The sequence below is a fragment of the Rhodococcus sp. no. 34 genome (genome assembly GCF_054589475.1).
In genome coordinates this window covers 542271-561645 of the sequence record NZ_BAAILK010000012.1, presented here as the reverse complement: position 1 = coordinate 561645, position 19375 = coordinate 542271, and the positions used below count along the sequence as shown (strand labels likewise).

The following is a 19375-nucleotide window of genomic DNA, read 5'->3' as shown; positions in this document are numbered from 1 at the left end:
CAAAAATTCCTGATACGTGTGGTAAAAATCTAAACGACGCAAGCGGACGTCGACAGCACGAGAGAGGAATGACCCGTTCGCGAGAACGGCTCGCAATCTTTCCGCAACACGCTCTCGCTCTGCACTTACCGCTACGACCCCTCACTGACCACGGATGAACGAAACCCTCTGCCCGTACCAGGGCGCACATGACTGGATCCGACCAGCTTTCTCACCCTGCAAGCTCCCCGCCACGGGGACCAGACGAAAAGAGTGTTCTCCATGAACAAGGCAACCAAGGGCGCAGTCGCGGCCGGTGCAGCAGCACTTCTCCTCGCCGGTGGCGCGGGAACCATGGCGGCGTGGAACGCAAACGCACCGATGACCGGCGGAACGATCACCGCAGGTCATCTGACTCTCAGCGCTGATCCCTCTGCTCTGCCGAGTTGGACCGTCACCAATGGGGCAACAACGGAAACCAATGTCGACATCGCGAGCTATCGCGTTTCTCCCGGTGACAAGATCACCTACACAGGCAAGGTAAAGGTCGGTATCGACGGTAAGAATCTCAAGGCTCAAGTGGTTGCCGACACGACCACGATTACCGGCTCGTTGGCTACTGCCCTGACAACCACGACCTCAACCACCCTCGCGGGGCAGCCGCTCACTCAGCTGACTGAAGCCAACGACGGCACGACAGTTGACGTTGTGGTGACCTTCGACTTCCCTAAGGGCACAGTGTTGCCTGACAACACAGCCAACAACGCCAGCCAGGACCAGACGGCAAGCTTGGCGAACTTCAACGTCAAGCTTGAACAGGTCTAAGGCTTGCGTAAGCACTACCGTTGGTGGGCAACTGCCGCCGCGCTGGTCATCGGACTGATCTTCGTATCGGTGCAACAGACCAGCGCGCGGTGGACGGCCGCTGAAACACTGTCCGGTGGCACGATCCAGTCCGGGATCCTCGACCTGACGGTGGGCAGTGCCGGGAGCGGCCAGAGCAGTTACGACTTCACTGCTCTGGGCGCCACCGGTATGTTCCCCAACGCATATGCACAGGCTCCGTTGACAGTTCACAACTCCGGTAGCGTTCCACTCAATTACCGGATCCAGAACGTCACGCAGTCTTCCGCTGATGTTCCGCTCGCGTTGGTAGTGACGCCAGTGACTACCGAAGCCGGTTGCCCTGCCCAGGGCGCAGCTGCCGGCACCGCGATCTACGACGGTCCCATGGTCGGCGCTCAGGTACCGACAGCTTCGGGATGGCGCACGGTTGCTGCCGGCAGTACCGAAATCTTGTGCCTGCGTGGCACTGTCGGTCCTGACGTCGCATCGGGTGTTTCCACGAGCGTGCATTTCTCGTTCGAAGCGGAGTCGGTATGACGCACGCAGTGAAGGGTTCTGATCAGAGAACCGGGGCCTGGTGGTGGATCCGCAACATCGTCTCGTGGGTTCTGCTGCTGGGTATTCTGGCGATTCTGTTGTCGACGGTCGTTGTTCCACGTTTGACGGGGTCGACGCCCTTCACTGTGTTGACGGGTTCGATGCAACCCACCTATCCACCCGGCACCCTCATCGTGGTGAAACCGCAGGACGCTGCCCGATTGCAGGCAGGCGATGCGATCACCTACCAGATCGAGTCCGGGAAGCCCGACGTGGTTACGCACCGCATCATCATGGTGCGACTCAACTCCGCCGGTGATCTCACCTTCGTCACGCAAGGCGATGCAAATCCGATAGCAGATCAGAATCCCGTTGTACCGGAGCAGATTCGCGGCAAGGTGTGGTACAGCGTGCCGTATATCGGATACGTGTACAACGCCATCACGGGGCAGATGCGCTCGGTGATGCTGACGGTTGTCGTCGGCGCACTGTCGATCTATGCCGTGTTCATGTTCGTCGGATCGGTCCGTGACCGTACCCGGCGACGATCTGCGTCTGCAGACCCCCAACCTTCCGAACCGAGTGCGTCGGCGCCTCGAGTTGAGCAGCAAGAAAGGCACAGCCATGTCTAAGCACGAGGAGCAGAAGGCGCCCGCCTCGCTCGGTACACGTCTGGTTCGGGGCGCAACCAGTGGCCGCGCACGCGCGATCATGTCGGTGGGAATTGTTCTGGGCCTCGGTGCCGTTGGCACTCTTGCTGCGTGGACTGACAACGCTACAGCGACTTCCGGCGTATTCAGCACCGGTTCGATCGAGATGAAGCTCAACGGTGACCCGGGAGATCCGACTGCTTACGGCTTCACCGCGTTGACCAAGACGGGCATGATGCCCGGCGACAGTGTCACGGCAACTCTGCCTGTACAGAACACTGGCGCGACACAGTTCAAATACACCATGGCAGCAACCGCAACAGGCGAGGCCGCGCTTGCCCCGTTTATGAAGGTGACTGTTCTCGATCAGAGTTGCACAACCCCGATTGCCGGCCCGGTCGGCTTGTCGACGACTGCCGCGACTCCGATCATCACAACAGGACGTCAGTTGGCTGCGAATACAGGTTCTGAGACGCTGTGCTTCAAGGTTGCGCTCGATACGGGAGTGCTTTCGGCACAACAGAACAAGTCGATCAATGTTTCATTCCAGTTCGCGGCGACGACAGCCTGAGGTGACCATGTCTGATCACACAACTCCCGGCAGTTCGAGATCGGCACGTGCCGGTCGCGAACTCGCGCTGACAATAGGGGCGGTGGCTGGACTCATCTGTGTTCTCGCCGCCGCGGCATCGATGCTGTTCGGCATCAAGCCGCTCGTCTTTCGTTCGGGTTCGATGTCTCCCGAAATCACCACTGGCTCCTTGGCATTGGCCCGAACCGTGCCCGCCACCGACCTCTCAGTGGGCGACGTCGTAAGCGTCGTCAACGGACAGGGCACGCGCATCACACACCGCGTGTACGAACTTGACCAGCAGGCTGGTAACTCCGTCACGGTGACTCTCAAGGGTGACGCAAATGCCAAGCCAGACGTGGAGCCCTACTTCATCACCGAAGCCGACCGCATTTTCTTCAGCGTCGGGGGCCTGGGCTACGCAATTGCTTGGCTCTCCAGCCCACTCGCGATCTTCCTCGGCGGAGCGTTGGTCGGCGGATTGGTGATCATTGCCTTCCGGCCCAACTCTCGCCGCAAGGATTCGGATGACGGTCCGAGTGGAGGAGTTGGCAGTGTGGACACGGAAGCCGCTGCAACGATGGAGTTTCCGATGGTTTCTTCGAGCAGCGGGACAGGCGGACATCGCTCGGCGTTCTCGCTCCGAAAGCTTGCGGTTCTCGGTGTTTCGGCATTTGCACTGATCGGTGTTACGCAGGTGAGCGGCACCGCAGCGGCTTTCACAGACACTGCCGTCGCAACGAGTGGTGCCATTACCGTGAGCGGGAAGATCAATCCCGCAACGAGCAGCGTCAGTTGCACGACAAACGGCATAGGTGGCTCTCAATCGTCCACTGTTAAGTGGAGTCACATAGGTCCCCAATATCGCTACGAGGCGCGGTACTACAACGGAAACTCGTTGATGAAAACATGGGGATACGATCCCGGTGTCGGTGCCGCAGTAGGAACCCAGGTCTCATCCACTATCTACTACACAGATGCTGGTTACAGCGTTTTCAACTCATACACGTACACGCTTCGCATCTACACGATCAACCGAATCACGGGCGAATCGTCAACGGACTGGCGAGGGTGGAACCTACGCCAACCTGCGTCTCAGACAAGCATCTATTGCCAAGGTGAGGCAGGCTCGATCGCCGGCGCGGCTGTCGCTGAAACTGAGCAGCTTGCTCGCGGAGTTGCTCCGACAACCGCGACGGCTGCCGAGACCACCATGTCCAGTACACCGACAACGACAGGCACGTCGACGACGGCTCCCACTACGGCTGACGTGACAACCACGACCGTTCCCACCACAACAACGGAGACCTCGGCCAGCACTACGACTCAGTCGACAACTCCGACAACGACAACGGATGCAACGACGACAACGGATGCAACCACGACAACCAGCACGACCACGAAGGAAGCGCCGGTGGCATTGGGTGCGGCGCAGACATCGCTGACCGGCTACAGCGCAGCGTTGATGCAGGACGGTGCCAGCGTCGCAGTGGTGGTCACCGACAGTTCGGGTACGGCGGTGTCGAGCACACCGGTGAGCGCCACGGCGACCGTGATGTGGCAGTCTGACGCAGACGACCTGTGGATCGTGGACGGCGCCAACGTTTATCGAGTCAATGCCGCAACGGGTGTCTCGGAGAAGAACCCCTCCGGCGAAGCTCCCGCAGAGATCGCTGCCTGGATCGACGGGCAGAAGTGATGAATATAGAAGAGACGGAATTCGGGAACGGGAGAGTTCGAATGAATGATCGCATCGTTCCCACAAGTCGATGGAATACGCGACGTACCAAAATGATCGGCGCATCGCTGGTCATGCTCGGAGGGGCGGCATTCCTGACTGGCTGTGCTGATACGGGCTCGTTGGGTTCGTCCGGCGGCGGTAAGCCCACCACGACCACGTCCGTTCCGGCCACAACTACGCCTGTGGTGACTACTCCGGTCGAATCCGGTTCGTTGGCGCTGAAAACTGTCACCGCACCTACCTGGACGGATCAGAACGGTTCGATCGATCTGTCGACGATGGTTGTCGTGCCGGGCGACGTTCTGACCTACCACGCCAGTTTCGCGTTGGAGATCAAGGGAACTGGAATGAAGGCAAAGCTGTCGACCAGTGATCTGGGTGTCTCCGGCGGAGCTGCGCTTGTTGCCCAGCTGAAGCCGGTCACCGAAGTCAAGCTCGACGGGGTGCCAGTGCCTGTCGGTTCCGACGGAACTGTGGTCAGTACGGCGAAGGACGGCAAGATAGTCGACGTGGCAATACGTTTCACCTTCGACAAGGATTCCGCGACAGCGTTGTCGATGGATCAGTCGTTGAACTTGGCGCGATTCGACGTGAATCTGGTGCAGATTCCCGCATGATGTCGGTGCGGACAACACGAGCGCTGTAGCTGTTCAGAAGTGAGGCCGGGTAGCAAATCTGCTATCCGGCCTCACTTTGTGAATTGTTGTAGGGGAGGTTATCCGATGAATGTGACCGGCTTGCCGAGCGATCCGACATCAAGCGATCCGGAGCTGGTAGATCCGGTCTTCACTGATCCGGTGTCGAGTGAACCGAAGCTCGCCGACCCCAAATTCAGGGAACCGAAATCGAGTGATCCGGTTCCGCCGGGCGTGACGGGTGTATCGGTGGAATCGAGTGTGAGGTCCACACTCCAGTTCGGCGTAATACTGCCGTTCTGCGAAGAATTCCCTGCCTCGACGGGCATTCCGATCACGAAGGCAACCTTGGCACTTTGGCCCGGTGCGAGGCGGACCGAGTTCAACTGGGTCCCTGGTGTGGCGGCATTGCCGGTGACGGTGAGCGGATTGCCGGTGACGCCGTTTACGTCGACACGAAGGAAGGCTTCCATGCCGTCGCTGATTTCGTAGTCTCCGACGTAGAAGTGTGCCTCACCTGCGCGGTCCGATGCGTTTCGGACGTAGAATGTGGTTGTGTTGGTCCCACCCGGGATGAGTATGTCTGTGCTCCAGACGATTTTGGAAGTATCTCCCCAGGTCGAGTTGTCTGCGGAGTACTCGATGATTCCACTCTCACCGTCCGCTGCGTGAGCGAGCGACGGCATCAGTGCTCCGCCCACCAGTGCAAGTACGAGGGCCGTGAGTATCCCTATGACTGTGCTCCATAGCGCGCCAGGCTTTCGAGATGAGTAACTGGTAGTTTTCATAACCCGAATTCTAGTCGGACAAACGTCCAAGGGTGAGGAGTTGTGAGAGTTAACTGTCTGTTGTGCAACCATTTTCGGAAGTTTGATCAATAATCTGCGAGGGAGCTGAAAATGAACTGTAATCGGAGTGGATGCGACACGTAGATTGGGGCGCGGATAGCTGGACGATCGCTTGTCGAGTGGGTTTCGATGCCGACTATTCGGGGTAAAAGATTCTCATCTGCAATGGCTTCAGTCGCTGCAGAGATGTTGATTCGAAATTTGGATTTTCTCCCAGATTCAGTTATCTTACTGCAAAGTAGGTAGGATTCGGCAATCGATCGGGGCGGTGCCGACCTGAGTACAGGGATCGATATGCGGATGAACCTGGGGGCAGGTGTTCGGCGACGTCGTTGGGCGCGCGACGTATTCGCAGCCGCGACGGCATGTGCGCTGGCGATGTCCGCGTTGCTCTCGGTACAGATTTCAGCGTCGGCGTCCGAGCTGGACGAGTACGTGAATTTGCCTTTGGTGAATCGGAATGCCGAACACGGTCCGGGCGGTGTCCATCCCGCGTTGCCGACTGATCTCGGCACCTTGCAAGCCCTTGTGGAAGAAGCCCGCGCCAGTGGTCGCAGTCCGGAATCCTATGCGGCCTTGCTGTTTCAGTATCGATTGGTCGCTGCCACGGAAGCCGCCGGAATCGATCTCTCATCGTGGAATCCGCGCGCCGGAGTGTCGGCTAATCGCACGAACCTGGTGAAGTCGTACCGCTACTACGAGGATCTGCAACTCGGTCACCCGGAATTGCAGTGGGCGGGCATGGGTGGACAGGTTGGTGCGGACTTCGGCGGGGGACTGATCGACTTCGAACTGATGGCGGACATGTACTCGTTTCCGAATCTGCAATATGTTTCCAATTCGATAGTTTCTCAGGTCACGGATCAGGTTGGCGTGCAAGCGCTGAACCAATTGCCGGCAGGGCTGCGCGCACTCGCCGCGGTGGGCAGGAACGTCACAGCGGACGACTTGGATTATGTGCTGGGGATGATCCTGGTGATGCAGAAGAACATCTTCTCGGATCTGATGCCGATGCATCAGGCATACGTGGATGAAGGACTTCCCGCGCTGGAGGAAATGCAGAGTGCCGGATTGTTCGGTCAGGATGTCATGGACGCCTGGCGTGATGTAGCTTCCGGCGATTCGAATCGGATTGCACGTGGGAACGTAGCACTGCTCCAACGTGAGCAAGGGGTGATCATCCGCGACCAGTGGGATACCGTGCGCGCCTACAAAGGTGATGTGGGAGAGGCGATCACTTACACATCGACTGTCGCCGGTTCACCTTCGGTCGCCGGCGTCGTACCGCCTCGCTCGTTTCGGTCTCTCGAGTTCGCGACAACACTGGCGGACGGACGCACCGCGACAGTGACACTGCCCCTACCGGATTGGAACTGGTCGGTGTACGAGGACCGGTGGGACTACATCACCTCGCAGCTCTTGCCGAAGTACCGAGCGATGGTCGAAGAAGATTGGCCACGGCTCGTAGCCACATTGAGTGTTCCCTACAAAATTCAATTGGAGAGTCACCGCCCGATGGTGACCCTCCCACAAACGCTCGAATCGGCCCTCTCCAGTTTGAAAGTGACGGTTCAGTGATGTCGGGTGCCAGATTTCGAAGGTTTGCCCCGCTGGTAGCGCTGACCGTTGCGCTGGTTCTGCCTGCGACTGCTGGGGCCGAGGCCCCAGACAGTGGTGTTCCAGACGACGCGCAAGCTCCGGTATCCCAGGAGTTTCGGACCGATACTCCAACTCTGGGAGAGATTTTCAACGGGTTCACGGTCGGTGCGCTCGGGTCGGGAGAGTTCGCATCGGAAGACGAGATCTTCACTGCACTCACCGCGGAGGATCCTTTCTACGACGAGCCGGTGTTGACCGGCGCCGAGCGTCCCGGTGACCTCCTGAAGTCGAAGAAGGTGGATGTACTGTTCACCGGATACAAACCGGGACAGCTCGACGCCTACAAGATCATGTATGTCACAACCGGAATCGACGGTTCGACGCCGGTAGTGAGCACTGGAATCATGATGATCCCGATCGACGGAACGCCGGCGTCGGAGAAGAAGATCATCAGCTATCAGGAGGCCAACGACAGCGTCGGCGGCTACTGTCATCCGAGTTCACACTGGACCGGCGGCGATCCGCTGGACGGCGCCTCCTGGTCGGCCTTGGGTCCGCTGGCGCTGATGTTCGGAAAAGGTTATGCCGTAGTAATTTCCGACGTCGGGAACAACGGAGACCGTGATCCCCACGGGGTCTTCGCGGGTAAGTTCGCGGGGCACGCGCAGTTGGATGCTGTGCGCGCAGCATTTCAGCTGCAGGATTCCGAGCTGAATCCGGATGCGGAGATTGCGTTGTTCGGAATCGCTGGTGGTGGAGTCGGTTCGGCATTCGCCGCCGAATCTGCGCAGTCCTACGCGCCGGAACTCGATATCGTCTCGACAGTCCTCGAGGGCATGGTGATCAAGCCCCGAACATTCATGGAGACAACAGATTCCTCGGTCGGCGCAGGCTTCGGATTTGCGACGCTCCTCGGTCTCGAACCGTGGTATCCCGAGATGAAGTTGAACGACAAGCTCAATCCCGTGGGCCGAGCGATTGCCGACGTGTACCGGGATGAGTGCCAGATGCCGGCGTACTTCACGCTTCCGTTCGTACCGCTGGCGAGCCTTTTCGAGCCGGGGATCGATCCGATCACAGAACCCAGTTTCCAGCGCGCGTACGACGACAACGTACTGGGCCACGGTGCTCCGGCGTCGAAGGTATTGATAACTTCGTGCGCAAAGGACGACTCCCCGATGTCACTTGTACCGGCAGCTGATGCGCGAGAACTGGCGGACACGTACAGGAGTCGAGGGACGGACGTGAGCTACCAGCCCACCGACTGCAGTATGGACCGCGCATTCACGGATCCATACGGTTGGGGAACTGATCTGTTCGGAATGCAGACGATCGACTGGATAGCGCACAACTTCGACAACTGAGCGAGTCACCCGGCCAGCAGTTTGTTGATCGGTGCAAAATCGAAATAGTCACGCCATGCAACAATTTTCGAGTCCACGATCTCGAAGATCCCCATAACCGGCAGGACTACGTGTTTGTCGCCGAGGTCGAATCGGTCGGTCCGTTCGTTGAGTACAGTCGCACCGTTGGCAGACTGGTGATGAATCGTGAATTCGATCCCACCGAAGGCCGAAATGAAGCCTTCCAGGAAATTCAGGATCTCGGTGCGCCCGACGATCGGGGCCATCGGAATATTATGGTAGACAGCATCTTCACTGAAGTACGACGCGATTTTCTCGGCACTGCCCATCTTCCACTCGGCGCAGAAAGCAGTGACAAGTTCTTCAGGGCTCATGGTGTGACCTCTCGGTGTGGTGAGACGTTCAGGTGCAAACTCTGATGGCGGCGTACGAACATGCTGGGGGCCCAACGGGGTGGGGATTCGGAATCGATTGTGAAGTGCGCACTGTTTTCGAGAAGGACTGCGATCGCGATCTTTGCTTCCAGACGAGCCAGCGCGGCCCCGACACAGAAATGTGCTCCTTTACCGAAGGCGAAATGCGCTCGGGGATTGACCCTGTCGAGGTTCATCACCTGTGGTTCGGTGAATGACTCAGGATCGCGGTTCGCCGAGCCCCACAGCAGTATGAGGTGACTGCCGGCAGGTAGCGCCACGTCGCCGAGTGTTGTGTCCGCGTTGACATGTCGGTGATGTCCGCGAAAGGGTGACTCGAGCCTGAGCGTTTCTTCCAGGAACGCACCCACGAGTAGAGGGTCCTCGCGCAGCTGCGTCTGCATCTCAGGGCGCTCGGCGAGCAACCGTGCAGAGTTGGCGATCAGTCCGGCGGTCGATTCGCCACCCGCACCGACGAGTTGCACCAACATCAGCACGGCCACGTCTTCGCTGAGTTCGCCTGCGTCACAGCAACGGACGAGGTCTCCGAGTAGATCATCCACCGGGTGAGCCCGTGCCTCACGAAACTTGCTGTAGAGGTACCCGGTGAGTTCGGCCGCCGAGGTGACGACGCCTGTCAAACGCTCCGACGTCACGATGCCGCTGAGAAGTTCGGTGCTGTCGTACGACCACGCCAGCAATTGGGGGACGTCGTGTGCCGGCAGGCCGATCAGCGTGGCAACCATCTGTAGCGGCAGCGTGTCCGCTACCGACGTGACCCATTCGATCCGTCGACCGTCGAAGCCGTTGTCCCACAACTGCTGCGTGTACTCGGTCATCACCGGCTCGAGTGCTCGTATACGTTTGGCGACCAGTGTCGGCAAGACAAGTTTGCGCTGGTGTTGATGGTCGGGCTCGTCGGCAGTCGCGAGAACGTGAACAGCTTGGCCGCCGCCGTTCATGTCGAAGGTCACGGCCGAACCGTCCGGTGTACGAACCAGCACGCCGGTGAGGTTGTTGGAGAAGTCGTCGGTACGGGAAACGGCTTCGGTGACCAATTCCCACGTGGACACCAGATAGAAGTCGGTATCAGGAATGCGGTACACGGGGTGCCGGCGCCGGAGTACGTCGTATAGCGGGTACGGGTCGTCGATGTTCGACGGCAGGAAAGGGTTGATGTCGAGCGTCGATAGTGTCACGAAGGGAAGATTTCACGGCCAGGAAGGAGAAGTCAACAGGTGGAAAAGGCCTCTGAACTGGTATTTTGTGAAAATCTCACGCCCGTTGGGCCTTCAAGGCTTCTCCCTGGTCAGAGGGTCACCGCCTTCCGCACCGCAGAGATTTCTGATTAAATCTGTCTCAGAGTGAGACGAGGTGACGGACAGTGACCGGTGCAAACGAGCGTCGCGCCGCCGACTGGCTGGCCGGCGGTAACCGCAGTGAACTCGCAACCGAGCGCATCTTCGCGGCTGCGGCGGAGCTGATTCGAGAACAGGGATTCGATCGGTTCAATGCCGACGACGTCGCTGCCCGCGCAGGCTGTTCGAGGGCAACGCTCTACCGCTACGTAGGTGGCAAGTCCGCGATCCGCGAGGGGTTGTTGTCACGAGGCGCGGCATCCGTGGCGAGCCAGGTCGCGACTGCCGTCGAATCACTGCACGGCGACGAGCGCATCGTGGAGTCGATCCTCGTCGCCGTCGACGCGATCAGATCCGACGCTGCCATGAGCCACGGCCTTGCGGCGGCGCGGGCCAACGGAATCGACGAGTATCTCGTGTCCTCGCCGTTGCTGCCGCGTACTGCGCTGGAACTTGCGGGCTTGGATCCTGAAGGTCAAGAGTCGCAGTGGGTGGTTCGGATCGTGTTGATGCTCTTGGCATGGCCTCTCGCAGACAGGGCCGCCGAACGACGGATGGTCGAGTCGTTCGTCAGCTCCTGAGGCTCCCGCGTCAGCGAGTGCCTACGGGCCTGTCGCCGACGATCGAGATTCGATCCATCACTCTGCGAGCGGGAAAGTAGTCGCTGGCCGCATAGTGCTGACAAGTTCGGTTGTCCCAGAACGCAATCGTATCCGTCCGCCATTTGAGTCGTACTTGGAATTCGGGGCGATGCACGTGTCGGTAGAGCAGGGTGAGTAGCTCGTTGGACTCGGCTTCGGGCACCCCGACGATCCTCTGAGTGAAGCTGAGATTGACGAAGAGTACCTTCCGCCCGGTCTCGGGGATCACCCGCACCACCGGATGTCGAACGGCAGGGAACTGTGGGCGTAACTTCGCCACTGTTGACGGATCCATGTGCTTGCCGAACGAATTGATCCAATCGTGCTCGGCAACAAGGTTATCGATACGTTCTTTGATGCCCTCCGGGAGTAGTTCGTATGCCGCTCCGGTATCGGCCCACAAGGTATCGCCGCCGACTGACGGAACCTCGACTGCACGCAAGACCGCTGCGAACGAGGGGAATTCGTGCCAGCTGACGTCGTTGTGCCAGTTGTTCTCCACACCGCCGGTCATCGCGTCTTTGGCGAGAGTGACAATGTCGGCTTCACTCTGGCCTGGTTGGGTGTACTTGAAAAACGGATGTTGCTCCAGTGAGCCCCATCGGCTCGCGAAATCTCGGTGTTCGCTGCGTTCGATAGTTTGATCGCGGAAGAAGAGTACTTTCCATTCGAGTAGTGCCCGGCGAAGTTCCGACATCGTCTCGTCCGAGAGTTGGCCGCTCAGGCTGATTCCCGAGATTTCCGCACCGATGGTAGGCGTCGTCGGAGTGAGTGTGAAACGCGTGTACGGCAATACGTCGAATCCCTCGGCGGTGCGTGAGGCCACGAGTGGCCCGTAAGCAGCGAGTGGATCGGTTGCTACCGGGTAGATCTGTCCGCTCACGAATGCCGTCATGTCCGTCATCCTTACTCGTTCGGGTGGGGGTCTTCCGCTACGGTAAGGCTCAATCCTTAACTGTGTCAAGGGTTGGCAAGACGCTTGTTTGCGTTATTGCAAATTAACTTTATGATCTGAATCAGATGGTCGAAGGAAGATTCACATGATCAGTGTCCTGATCGGTTGAACACTAAACCTGAGGAGTGGGCGAGCATGGAAGCACGTGTCGAGTACACGGAACTATTCATCGGCGGCGAATGGGTGACACCGTCCGGTAGCGGCGTCATCGAGGTGATATCGCCGCATACGGAGAGCGTGATCGGTTCGGTTCCAGCCGCGTCGACGGCAGATGTCGACCGCGCAGTGGAGATCGCGAGGGCGGCATTCGATTCCGGAGTGTGGGCGCAGACGCCCCTCACTGACCGCATTGCGGTGGTCACCCGGATCAAGGACGCGATCCTCGCCAGGAGTGAGGAATTCGCAGCGCTGATCTCGCGGCAGAACGGTGCTCCGGCCAGTTCGGCGATGCGCACGCAGGTGTTGGGAGCCGTTGCGGCATACGGCACGGCGTGTGCCGTTGCGGCGCAGTTTCCGTTCGAAGAGTCGCGTGCGGGCGTCGGCGGCCCGATGTTGATCCGTCACGAACCGGTGGGTGTCGTCGCAGCAATCGTTCCGTGGAATGTGCCGCAGTTGGTGATCGCTGCGAAACTTGCTCCGGCACTTCTGAGCGGATGTGCGGTGATCTTGAAACCGGCTCCGGAGACGCCGCTCGATTCGAACTTGCTGGCCGAAATATGTTCACAGGCAGGACTTCCGAAGGGAGTGCTCAGCGTCTTGCCTGCCGACCGGGACGTGAGCGCTCATCTCGTGTCCCACCCCGGAATCGACAAGGTGGCCTTCACCGGGTCGGTGGTAGCAGGTAAGGCGATCATGGCTGCTGCAGCCGCGAATCTCACACGAGTGACACTCGAACTCGGTGGCAAGTCGGCTGCGATAGTTCTCGAAGACGCAGATATCGATCAGGCGCTGCCCAACATCGTGGCGGGATCCTTTGCCAACAGTGGTCAAGCTTGCGTCGCGTTGACGCGTATTCTGTTGCCGGTCAGTAGGTATGACGAGATTGCGGAGAAGTTTGCGGCTGCGGTCGCGGTGATGAAAGTTGGTGATCCGACCGATCCGGCGACTGTGATCGGACCGATGACCAGTGCGGCGCAGCAGCAACGAGTGCTCGACTACATCGGAATCGGTGAGGCCGAGGGTGCGAAGATCTTGACGGGAGGGTCTGTGCCGGAGGGGCTTTCGACAGGCTGGTACGTCGAACCCACGGTCTTCGGCAACGTCGACAACTCCATGCGGATTGCTCGCGAGGAAATCTTCGGGCCGGTCGTCTGCCTGATTGCGTTCGAGGACGAAGCTCACGCGATCGCGATTGCCAACGATTCCGACCTCGGACTCTCGGGAGCGGTCTGGACTGCGGACACTGCGCGCGGCATCGAGGTGGCACGGCAGATCCGGACCGGTACCTTCTCGGTGAACTGCCAACGATTCGACGTCGTTGGTCCCTTCGGCGGTTACAAGAATTCCGGTGTGGGGCGCGAATTCGGCCCTGAAGGTCTGGCGGCGTACCTCGAAGCCAAGAGCATCTTCCTCCCCGCCTGACCCGGCGAAGTCGCAAAAGATTCAGCCCCACTTCGATTGTCGAGGTGGGGCCGAATCAGCTCGTGTCAAATGCCGATGTCCTTGGCGATGATCGTCTTCATCACTTCACTCGAGCCCGCATAGATTCGGTTGACCCGTGTGTCCGCATACAGGCGAGAGATCGGGTACTCACGCATGTAGCCGTATCCACCGTGTAGTTGCAGACATTTGTCGATGACGCGGCCGGCCATCTCGGTGCAGAAGAGCTTGATCCTCGCGGCGTCCGCGACGGTCAACTCACGGATCTCGTCGAGATCGAGTGCGCGGTCGACCGCAGCTTGCGCGGCCGCGACTTCTGCCGAGCATTCGGCCAATACGAATTTCGTGTTCTGGAACTGAGCCACGGGGGCACCGAAGACCTCGCGCTCTTTGACGTATTCGGTCGTGAACTCGATTGCTGCGCTGGCATTCGCGTAGGACCCCACGGCGGCGCCGAGTCGTTCCCGGACGAGATTTCGGGTGAGGTAGCCGAAACCAGCACCCTCCTCGCCGAGGAGGTTCTCGATAGGCACGCGGACGTCGGTGAACGAGAGTTCGGCGGTGTCCTGCGCTCTCAGTCCCAACTTCTCGAGCTTGCGACCGACGCCGAAGCCGTCCGACGTGGTGTCGACACAGAGAATCGACAGACCGGCGCGGCGGTTCACTTCGCTCGGCGGACTGGTGCGAGCGACCACGAGAATCAGGTCAGCCTGTACTCCGCCGGTAATGAACGTCTTGGATCCGTTGAGGACGTAGTGGCTGCCGTCGCCGGACAGTCGCGCCGTTGTTTTGATCCCGGCAAGGTCTGAACCGGCGCCAGGCTCGGTCATCGCGATGGCGGTCATCAGTTCGCCGGAGAGGAAACCGGGAAGCCATCGCGCTTTCTGTTCGTCGTTGCCGTACTCCACCAGATAAGGCAGGACCAGGCACGTATGGACGACGTCGGCGCCGAACGTGACCCCTGCCCGTGCGGTCTCCTCGCGGATCACGGCCTGATACTTGAAGCTCGCCTCGCCGCCGCCGCCGTACTCCTCGGGCAGTTCGATTCCGAATATTCCGAGGTCACCCAACTGTCTATACAGTGATCGAGGAACCATGCCGGCTTCCTCCCATTCTGGAAAGTGTGGGACGACCTCACGGGCGATGAACGTCCGAATCATGTGACGGAACGTATCGTGATCGCTGTTGTAGACGGTTCGTTGCACGCGATTCTCCTTGGGCTCGGTACCCTGAAGTCAGGTATCCGGTTCTGCGGTGAGGTAAGGTTCTCTAACCAGATGTTGAGAGAAAATTGCGGAATGAGCTGTTGTTTTACAGCAATAAGTGAATAATAACTCATAGGTACGCGTTTGACGATGCAACCCAGGTTGTTCGAGTTCCGGTTGTCGCGAAGGAGAGAGTCACGATGGTCGTACGTAGGCCCCACGACCGTAAGCAGCAAATTCTTGCTGCTGCAGGCGAACTTTTCCGTGAGCACGGGTATCACAATGTGTCCGTTGCGCAGGTCGCTGCGGCAGTCGGAATCACGGCCCCGGCCCTCTATCGGCACTTCAAGAACAAGCCGGATCTGCTTTACGCAGCGGTCAACGCAGGTATCGAATCTCTCTACGATCGAGTCGCCGGGTCCGAGGATCTGAAATCGCTGATCGCGGAGCTTGCGGCGTCGGTGTCTCGTCGTCGAGGGCTCTCTCTCCTGTGGCAACGCGAAGCTCGCTACCTACCCGACGAGCAACGGGAGGAAATGCGCGCGACGCTCAAGAGCGCTGCCGCACGCGATGCTGCGCTGATCAGAACGGAACGTCCCGAGCTCGACGAAGAAGACAGCTATCTGCTCGCCTGGGCTCTCATTGCCGTCTTCAACAGCGTGTCCTCGCATCGGGTGTCACTACCGAGACGTCAGATGGAACTGCTGCTGGCAGAGTTGGCGGAGCGGGCGGTGCATACGGAACTCGGTCACTCCGAGGTGAAGATGGAGACGCCGACCGGTCACGTTCCGGTGGCGATGCCGAGACGTGAACTCTTGTTGATCGAAGCCATTCGTCTGTTCGATGAGCGTGGGTATCAGGCGGTCAACACCGAGGACATCGGTGAGGCTGCCGGAACCACGGGCCCCAATGTGTACAACCACTTCGATGCCAAGATCGACCTACTGATCGCGGCGGTCTCGAGAGGCGGCGAGCGGCGCCGGATCGGTGTCGCGCAGGCGCTCGCTGCGGCAACCGGGCCGGAGGACGCGTTGTCCGGATTGCTTGCGGCACATATTGATTTCGCGATCAACGAGCGTCATCTGATCGGGTTGTTGATCAGTGAACTCGACCAATTGCCGGACAAGTTCCGCCGCACGTGTGAACAGAATCAGCGTGAGTACGTCGCGTTGTGGGTCAAGATGCTCGACGACGTTCGTCCGGGACTGGAACCCGCGACGGCCAGAATCACCGTCAATGCTGCTCTGACGGTTGTGGAGAACGCCGTGCGTATCGGCCGACTACGTCGTCGTGACGACCTGCCTGAGCGCCTGTTCGAGATCGGCTCCGCCGTCTTGCTGGCCAGTTAGCCGCGCAATCAGCCGGGTACTGTTGGCAGACAGCCATATTCAAGATGGTATACATTTTTGCATACGTTCCTCAAGAACCTAGTCGATGAATTCAACTGATCGGAGACGTCCATGCGTTTCGACGCAACAGAGCTGACGATCGAGGAACTCGAACTTCAGGCAGAAGTACGGGAATACCTCGACAAGCGGCTCACCCCCGGTAGCTATCCACTTGGACTCGGGATGTCGGGGGCGGTGGATCCGGTGTTCTCGCGAGATCTCGGTAGCCGTGGGTGGCTCGGCATGTCGCTGCCGAAGGAATACGGTGGGGGCGGACGGTCAGCAGTGGATCGATTGGTCGTCGTGGAAGAACTTCTCGCGCGGGGAGCACCGGTCGGGTATCACTGGATCGGGGACAGACAGTCGGGTCCGAGCATCGCCGCCAACGGCACGGAAGAACAGAAGCGGTACTTCCTTCCCGGTATCGCGAGCGGTGAGTTCTCGTTCTCGATCGGGATGAGTGAGCCCGACTCGGGGTCGGACCTGGCATCAGTGCGCACTCGCGCCGAACGTGTCGATGGTGGCTGGAAAGTCAACGGCACCAAGATCTGGACCACCGGCGCCTTCCACGCCACACACATACTCGCCCTGCTTCGAACCTCGGCAGACAAGCACAACGGACTCACTCAGCTGATCGTCGATCGCGACAGCGAGGGCCTGACCGTCTCACCCATTCCGTTCATCGACGGTAGTGAGGACTTCTGCGAGGTGTCGTTCCAGGATGTTTTCGTGCCGGATTCGCGTCGCCTCGGAGACGTCGGAGCGGGCTGGGGACAAAACACCGGCGAACTCGCACTCGAGCGAGGTGGCGTCGACCGCTGGATGTCGCTGATGCCGGTCCTCGAGAACTGGGCGGCCAACCAAGCAGCGCAAGGAGGTCCAGCTGCCCTCGTCGATCTGGGCTCGATTACCGCACGCTGCTGGGCTTTTCGCGGGATGTCGCTGTCCATCGCACGGATGGTCGACGCCGGTCGCTCGCCGGTCACAGAGGCCGCGCTGATCAAGGAGATGGCTACACGCTTCGAACAGGACTGTGTTGCGACCGTCGCGCGGCACCTCGGCCGGGCGCCAGACCTTGCATCCGACGATCCGTACGAATCACTGCTTGCCCGGGCCGTGCTGGTGGCGCCGTCGTGGTCGATTCGCGGCGGCACCAACGAAATTCTCCGCACCGTGATCATGAAAGGATTGAACCGATGAATTCGGGGTCAGAGATCAACGCGCACACATTCGACGCCGACCTCGAAGCGATGGTCGAGCAATTTTTCGCCGAGAAGTCCGGCACCGAGGTGGTAGCGGAGGCCGAGAGCGACGGTCTGCCAACCGGATTATGGTACGCGGCAGTGGAACTGGGGCTGCCGCTGGTCGGTCTTCCCGAATCTGCAGGTGGTTCCGGTGGCTCGCTCCTCGACGCCGTTACTGTGCAGCGCGCTGCCGCGAGGCACGCTGCGCCGTTGCCCCTCGCCGAGACGTACCTTGCCGGCAGACTGGCAGCAGCGGCTGGGCTACCGGTGCCCTCCGGAATCGCAACCGTCGCGCCGAGATCGCAGCGCGACGATGCGCGTCGGACCAGCAACGGCCTGGTATCGGGAACCTTTCACGATGTGCCGTGGGGGAGCGCCGCGTCAGTGCTGGCGGCAGTTCTCGGTAATCGAGTTGTACTCCTGAACATCTCTGACGCCGAGATCGGTTCCGGGACGGACTTTGCGGGGCAACCGCGTCAGAGCCTGACGTTCTCCGAAGCGCGGACCGTCGACGGTGACAACCCGGTCGATCCCCGGATTCTCGGTAGACTCGGCGCCTTCCTGCGATCGGTGCAGATGGCGGGAGCCATGGAGGCGGTATCGACGCTGACCCGGCGCTACGTGTCGGAGCGGGTGCAGTTCGGCAGGCCCATCGCGCAATTCCAAGCCGTCCAGCAGCACATCGTCACCCTCGCTCAGATGGCATCGATGTCCACGCTGGCCGTGGATCGCACTGCGTATGCGCTCACCAGTCGCGACGCCGACTTCGAAGTGTGTGCAACCAAATTGGTGGTTTCGCAAAATGCGCTCGCGAGCGTGCGCGCCGCCCACCAGGCGCACGGTGCGATCGGCATGACCCGCGAATACCGCTTGCAACAACTCACCCGTCGACTGCATGCCTGGAGATCGGAGTTCGGGGACGAGATCGCGCTTGCGAAGCAACTCGGAACGGCCGTCGCGGCAATGCCTTCCCTGCCCCGCTTGATCACCGACCCTCAACCGACCTTGGAGCTGAAATCATGACCGACGCCGTGTACCTGGAAATCGACGGACACGTAGGAACCATCGAGTTCTCACGTCCGCCCGCCAATTACTTCGATCAGGCACTCCTGCAGCAGATCGCCGATGCGGCAGACGATCTCGTCAACGGTGGAGATATTCGAGCGATCGTTCTCGCATCGGCAGGCAAACACTTCTGCGCCGGCGCGAACTTCGGTGAGGGCGGACTGGGGCCCGATCGTGCCGACACGGTACGCACGATCTACACAGAGGCATTGCGGTTGTTCGAGATTCCGGTTCCCGTGATTGCGGCAGTGCAGGGATCCGCGGTGGGTGGTGGGCTCGGCCTCGCCTGCGCGGCGGACTTTCGCGTTGCCGGGCCCTCGACGCGTTTGCACGCGAACTTCGCTGCGTTGGGGTTTCATCAGGGATTCGGGCTCAGCGTCACCTTGCCCCGAATCGTCTCGGCACAATGCGCAGCCGATCTGCTGTACACGGCGCGGCGGCTGACCGGCACACAGGCGCACGAACTCGGCTTGGTGGACCGTCTGGCCGAGGATGCGAACATTCGGCAGGAGGCGCTCGCGTACGCACACGAAATTGCCTCGAGCGCACCGTTGGCCGTCCGCTCCATGAAGGCGACGTTGCGCGCAGGGCTGCGGGACGAGGTCGCCACTGTGCTCGAGCGAGAGTTGGCGGAGCAGGTTGTTCTGTGGGGGACCGAAGATTGCGTCGCCGGCATCGAGGCCAACCTCGCACGAGTGCAACCGCAGTTCAAAGCGAGGTGAGGTCGACGCGACCAC

General features: G+C 60.0%; 19 protein-coding genes. 14 read left to right on the top strand and 5 right to left on the bottom strand.

What is annotated here, in order from left to right; genetic code table 11:
- Window positions 1-261 precede the first annotated feature (261 nt).
- From ACYP01_RS03580 to ACYP01_RS03555, 6 genes are all read left to right on the top strand, one after another.
- The gene (locus ACYP01_RS03580) at window positions 262-804 is read left to right on the top strand and encodes an alternate-type signal peptide domain-containing protein (protein WP_007731432.1); all 543 of its coding nucleotides are present in this window, start codon (window positions 262-264) and stop codon (window positions 802-804) included.
- 3 nt (window positions 805-807) lie between these two features.
- A complete protein-coding gene (locus ACYP01_RS03575) occupies window positions 808-1362 on the top strand; it encodes a hypothetical protein (protein WP_007731434.1) in 555 nt (184 codons plus the stop codon).
- Window positions 1359-1994, top strand: coding sequence for a signal peptidase I (locus tag ACYP01_RS03570; RefSeq protein WP_459678681.1), 636 nt, complete (start codon window positions 1359-1361; stop codon window positions 1992-1994). Before ACYP01_RS03575 ends, ACYP01_RS03570 begins: the two co-directional genes overlap by 4 nt.
- Window positions 1987-2583 carry a SipW-dependent-type signal peptide-containing protein gene (locus tag ACYP01_RS03565; RefSeq protein WP_459678679.1) on the top strand — a complete coding sequence of 199 codons (597 nt, stop codon included), beginning with the start codon at window positions 1987-1989 and terminating at the stop codon, window positions 2581-2583. Before ACYP01_RS03570 ends, ACYP01_RS03565 begins: the two co-directional genes overlap by 8 nt.
- An 82-nt stretch (window positions 2584-2665) precedes the next feature.
- Complete coding sequence (locus ACYP01_RS03560) at window positions 2666-4282, top strand: signal peptidase I (RefSeq protein WP_459678678.1); 1617 nt, start codon at window positions 2666-2668, stop codon at window positions 4280-4282.
- Window positions 4283-4323: 41 nt separating this feature from the next.
- Window positions 4324-4941 carry an alternate-type signal peptide domain-containing protein gene (locus ACYP01_RS03555; protein WP_459678676.1) on the top strand — a complete coding sequence of 206 codons (618 nt, stop codon included), beginning with the start codon at window positions 4324-4326 and terminating at the stop codon, window positions 4939-4941.
- 98 nt (window positions 4942-5039) lie between these two features.
- Here ACYP01_RS03555 and ACYP01_RS03550 read toward each other — a convergent pair whose 3' ends face one another.
- The gene (locus ACYP01_RS03550) at window positions 5040-5747 is read right to left on the bottom strand and encodes a hypothetical protein (RefSeq protein ID WP_459678674.1); all 708 of its coding nucleotides are present in this window, start codon (window positions 5745-5747) and stop codon (window positions 5040-5042) included.
- Window positions 5748-6101: 354 nt separating this feature from the next.
- Between ACYP01_RS03550 and ACYP01_RS03545 the strand changes: the two genes are divergently transcribed.
- Together ACYP01_RS03545 and ACYP01_RS03540 are read left to right on the top strand one after the other, a co-directional pair.
- Window positions 6102-7385 (top strand): hypothetical protein, encoded by a 1284-nt coding sequence (locus ACYP01_RS03545; RefSeq protein WP_459678672.1) that lies wholly within the window; start codon window positions 6102-6104, stop codon window positions 7383-7385.
- Window positions 7385-8770, top strand: coding sequence for a lipase family protein (locus tag ACYP01_RS03540; protein WP_447000803.1), 1386 nt, complete (start codon window positions 7385-7387; stop codon window positions 8768-8770). Before ACYP01_RS03545 ends, ACYP01_RS03540 begins: the two co-directional genes overlap by 1 nt.
- A gap of 5 nt (window positions 8771-8775) precedes the next feature.
- On the opposite strand, the gene ACYP01_RS03535 is transcribed toward ACYP01_RS03540, so the two are convergent.
- The gene (locus tag ACYP01_RS03535; RefSeq protein ID WP_058226212.1) at window positions 8776-9144 is read right to left on the bottom strand and encodes a limonene-1,2-epoxide hydrolase family protein; all 369 of its coding nucleotides are present in this window, start codon (window positions 9142-9144) and stop codon (window positions 8776-8778) included.
- Window positions 9141-10382, bottom strand: coding sequence for a cytochrome P450 (locus ACYP01_RS03530; protein WP_459678671.1), 1242 nt, complete (start codon window positions 10380-10382; stop codon window positions 9141-9143). The genes ACYP01_RS03535 and ACYP01_RS03530 overlap by 4 nt, the downstream gene beginning before the upstream one ends.
- Window positions 10383-10567: 185 nt before the next feature.
- On the opposite strand from ACYP01_RS03530, the gene ACYP01_RS03525 reads away from it, so the two are divergent.
- The gene (locus ACYP01_RS03525; protein WP_003940253.1) at window positions 10568-11122 is read left to right on the top strand and encodes a TetR/AcrR family transcriptional regulator; all 555 of its coding nucleotides are present in this window, start codon (window positions 10568-10570) and stop codon (window positions 11120-11122) included.
- A 10-nt stretch (window positions 11123-11132) separates the two neighbouring features.
- On the opposite strand, the gene ACYP01_RS03520 is transcribed toward ACYP01_RS03525, so the two are convergent.
- A complete protein-coding gene (locus ACYP01_RS03520) occupies window positions 11133-12086 on the bottom strand; it encodes a TauD/TfdA dioxygenase family protein (RefSeq protein ID WP_081305339.1) in 954 nt (317 codons plus the stop codon).
- Window positions 12087-12272: 186 nt separating this feature from the next.
- On the opposite strand from ACYP01_RS03520, the gene ACYP01_RS03515 reads away from it, so the two are divergent.
- Window positions 12273-13718: an aldehyde dehydrogenase gene (locus tag ACYP01_RS03515; RefSeq protein WP_003940386.1), complete on the top strand. Its 1446-nt coding sequence runs from the start codon at window positions 12273-12275 to the stop codon at window positions 13716-13718.
- A gap of 65 nt (window positions 13719-13783) precedes the next feature.
- Here the strand turns inward: ACYP01_RS03515 and ACYP01_RS03510 are convergent, their stop codons facing one another.
- Entirely contained in the window at window positions 13784-14941 is a 1158-nt protein-coding gene (locus ACYP01_RS03510) for an acyl-CoA dehydrogenase family protein (protein WP_054827919.1), read from the bottom strand.
- Window positions 14942-15141: 200 nt separating this feature from the next.
- Here ACYP01_RS03510 and ACYP01_RS03505 point away from each other — a divergent pair, with 200 nt between their 5' ends.
- The 4 genes from ACYP01_RS03505 (at window position 15142) to ACYP01_RS03490 (ending at window position 19360) form a co-directional block, all read left to right on the top strand.
- Complete coding sequence (locus tag ACYP01_RS03505) at window positions 15142-16290, top strand: TetR/AcrR family transcriptional regulator (RefSeq protein WP_180279585.1); 1149 nt, start codon at window positions 15142-15144, stop codon at window positions 16288-16290.
- Between the two features lie 111 nt (window positions 16291-16401).
- Complete coding sequence (locus ACYP01_RS03500) at window positions 16402-17529, top strand: acyl-CoA dehydrogenase family protein (RefSeq protein ID WP_099697564.1); 1128 nt, start codon at window positions 16402-16404, stop codon at window positions 17527-17529.
- Window positions 17526-18596, top strand: a complete 1071-nt coding sequence (locus ACYP01_RS03495) for an acyl-CoA dehydrogenase (RefSeq protein WP_003940543.1) — start codon at window positions 17526-17528, stop codon at window positions 18594-18596. The genes ACYP01_RS03500 and ACYP01_RS03495 overlap by 4 nt, the downstream gene beginning before the upstream one ends.
- Window positions 18593-19360, top strand: coding sequence for an enoyl-CoA hydratase/isomerase family protein (locus ACYP01_RS03490; protein ID WP_003940516.1), 768 nt, complete (start codon window positions 18593-18595; stop codon window positions 19358-19360). Before ACYP01_RS03495 ends, ACYP01_RS03490 begins: the two co-directional genes overlap by 4 nt.
- Window positions 19361-19375 lie beyond the last annotated feature (15 nt).

Coding starts and splice junctions, on each gene's coding strand:
- ACYP01_RS03500 (WP_099697564.1), top strand. CDS start 16,402: ATGCGTTTCGACGCAACAGAGCTGACGATCGAGGAACTCGAACTTCAG.
- ACYP01_RS03490 (WP_003940516.1), top strand. CDS start 18,593: ATGACCGACGCCGTGTACCTGGAAATCGACGGACACGTAGGAACCATC.
- ACYP01_RS03545 (WP_459678672.1), top strand. CDS start 6,102: ATGCGGATGAACCTGGGGGCAGGTGTTCGGCGACGTCGTTGGGCGCGC.
- ACYP01_RS03515 (WP_003940386.1), top strand. CDS start 12,273: ATGGAAGCACGTGTCGAGTACACGGAACTATTCATCGGCGGCGAATGG.
- ACYP01_RS03555 (WP_459678676.1), top strand. CDS start 4,324: ATGAATGATCGCATCGTTCCCACAAGTCGATGGAATACGCGACGTACC.
- ACYP01_RS03505 (WP_180279585.1), top strand. CDS start 15,142: ATGGTCGTACGTAGGCCCCACGACCGTAAGCAGCAAATTCTTGCTGCT.
- ACYP01_RS03540 (WP_447000803.1), top strand. CDS start 7,385: ATGTCGGGTGCCAGATTTCGAAGGTTTGCCCCGCTGGTAGCGCTGACC.
- ACYP01_RS03520 (WP_081305339.1), bottom strand. CDS start 12,086: ATGACGGACATGACGGCATTCGTGAGCGGACAGATCTACCCGGTAGCA.
- ACYP01_RS03495 (WP_003940543.1), top strand. CDS start 17,526: ATGAATTCGGGGTCAGAGATCAACGCGCACACATTCGACGCCGACCTC.
- ACYP01_RS03580 (WP_007731432.1), top strand. CDS start 262: ATGAACAAGGCAACCAAGGGCGCAGTCGCGGCCGGTGCAGCAGCACTT.
- ACYP01_RS03535 (WP_058226212.1), bottom strand. CDS start 9,144: ATGAGCCCTGAAGAACTTGTCACTGCTTTCTGCGCCGAGTGGAAGATG.
- ACYP01_RS03570 (WP_459678681.1), top strand. CDS start 1,359: ATGACGCACGCAGTGAAGGGTTCTGATCAGAGAACCGGGGCCTGGTGG.
- ACYP01_RS03565 (WP_459678679.1), top strand. CDS start 1,987: ATGTCTAAGCACGAGGAGCAGAAGGCGCCCGCCTCGCTCGGTACACGT.
- ACYP01_RS03550 (WP_459678674.1), bottom strand. CDS start 5,747: ATGAAAACTACCAGTTACTCATCTCGAAAGCCTGGCGCGCTATGGAGC.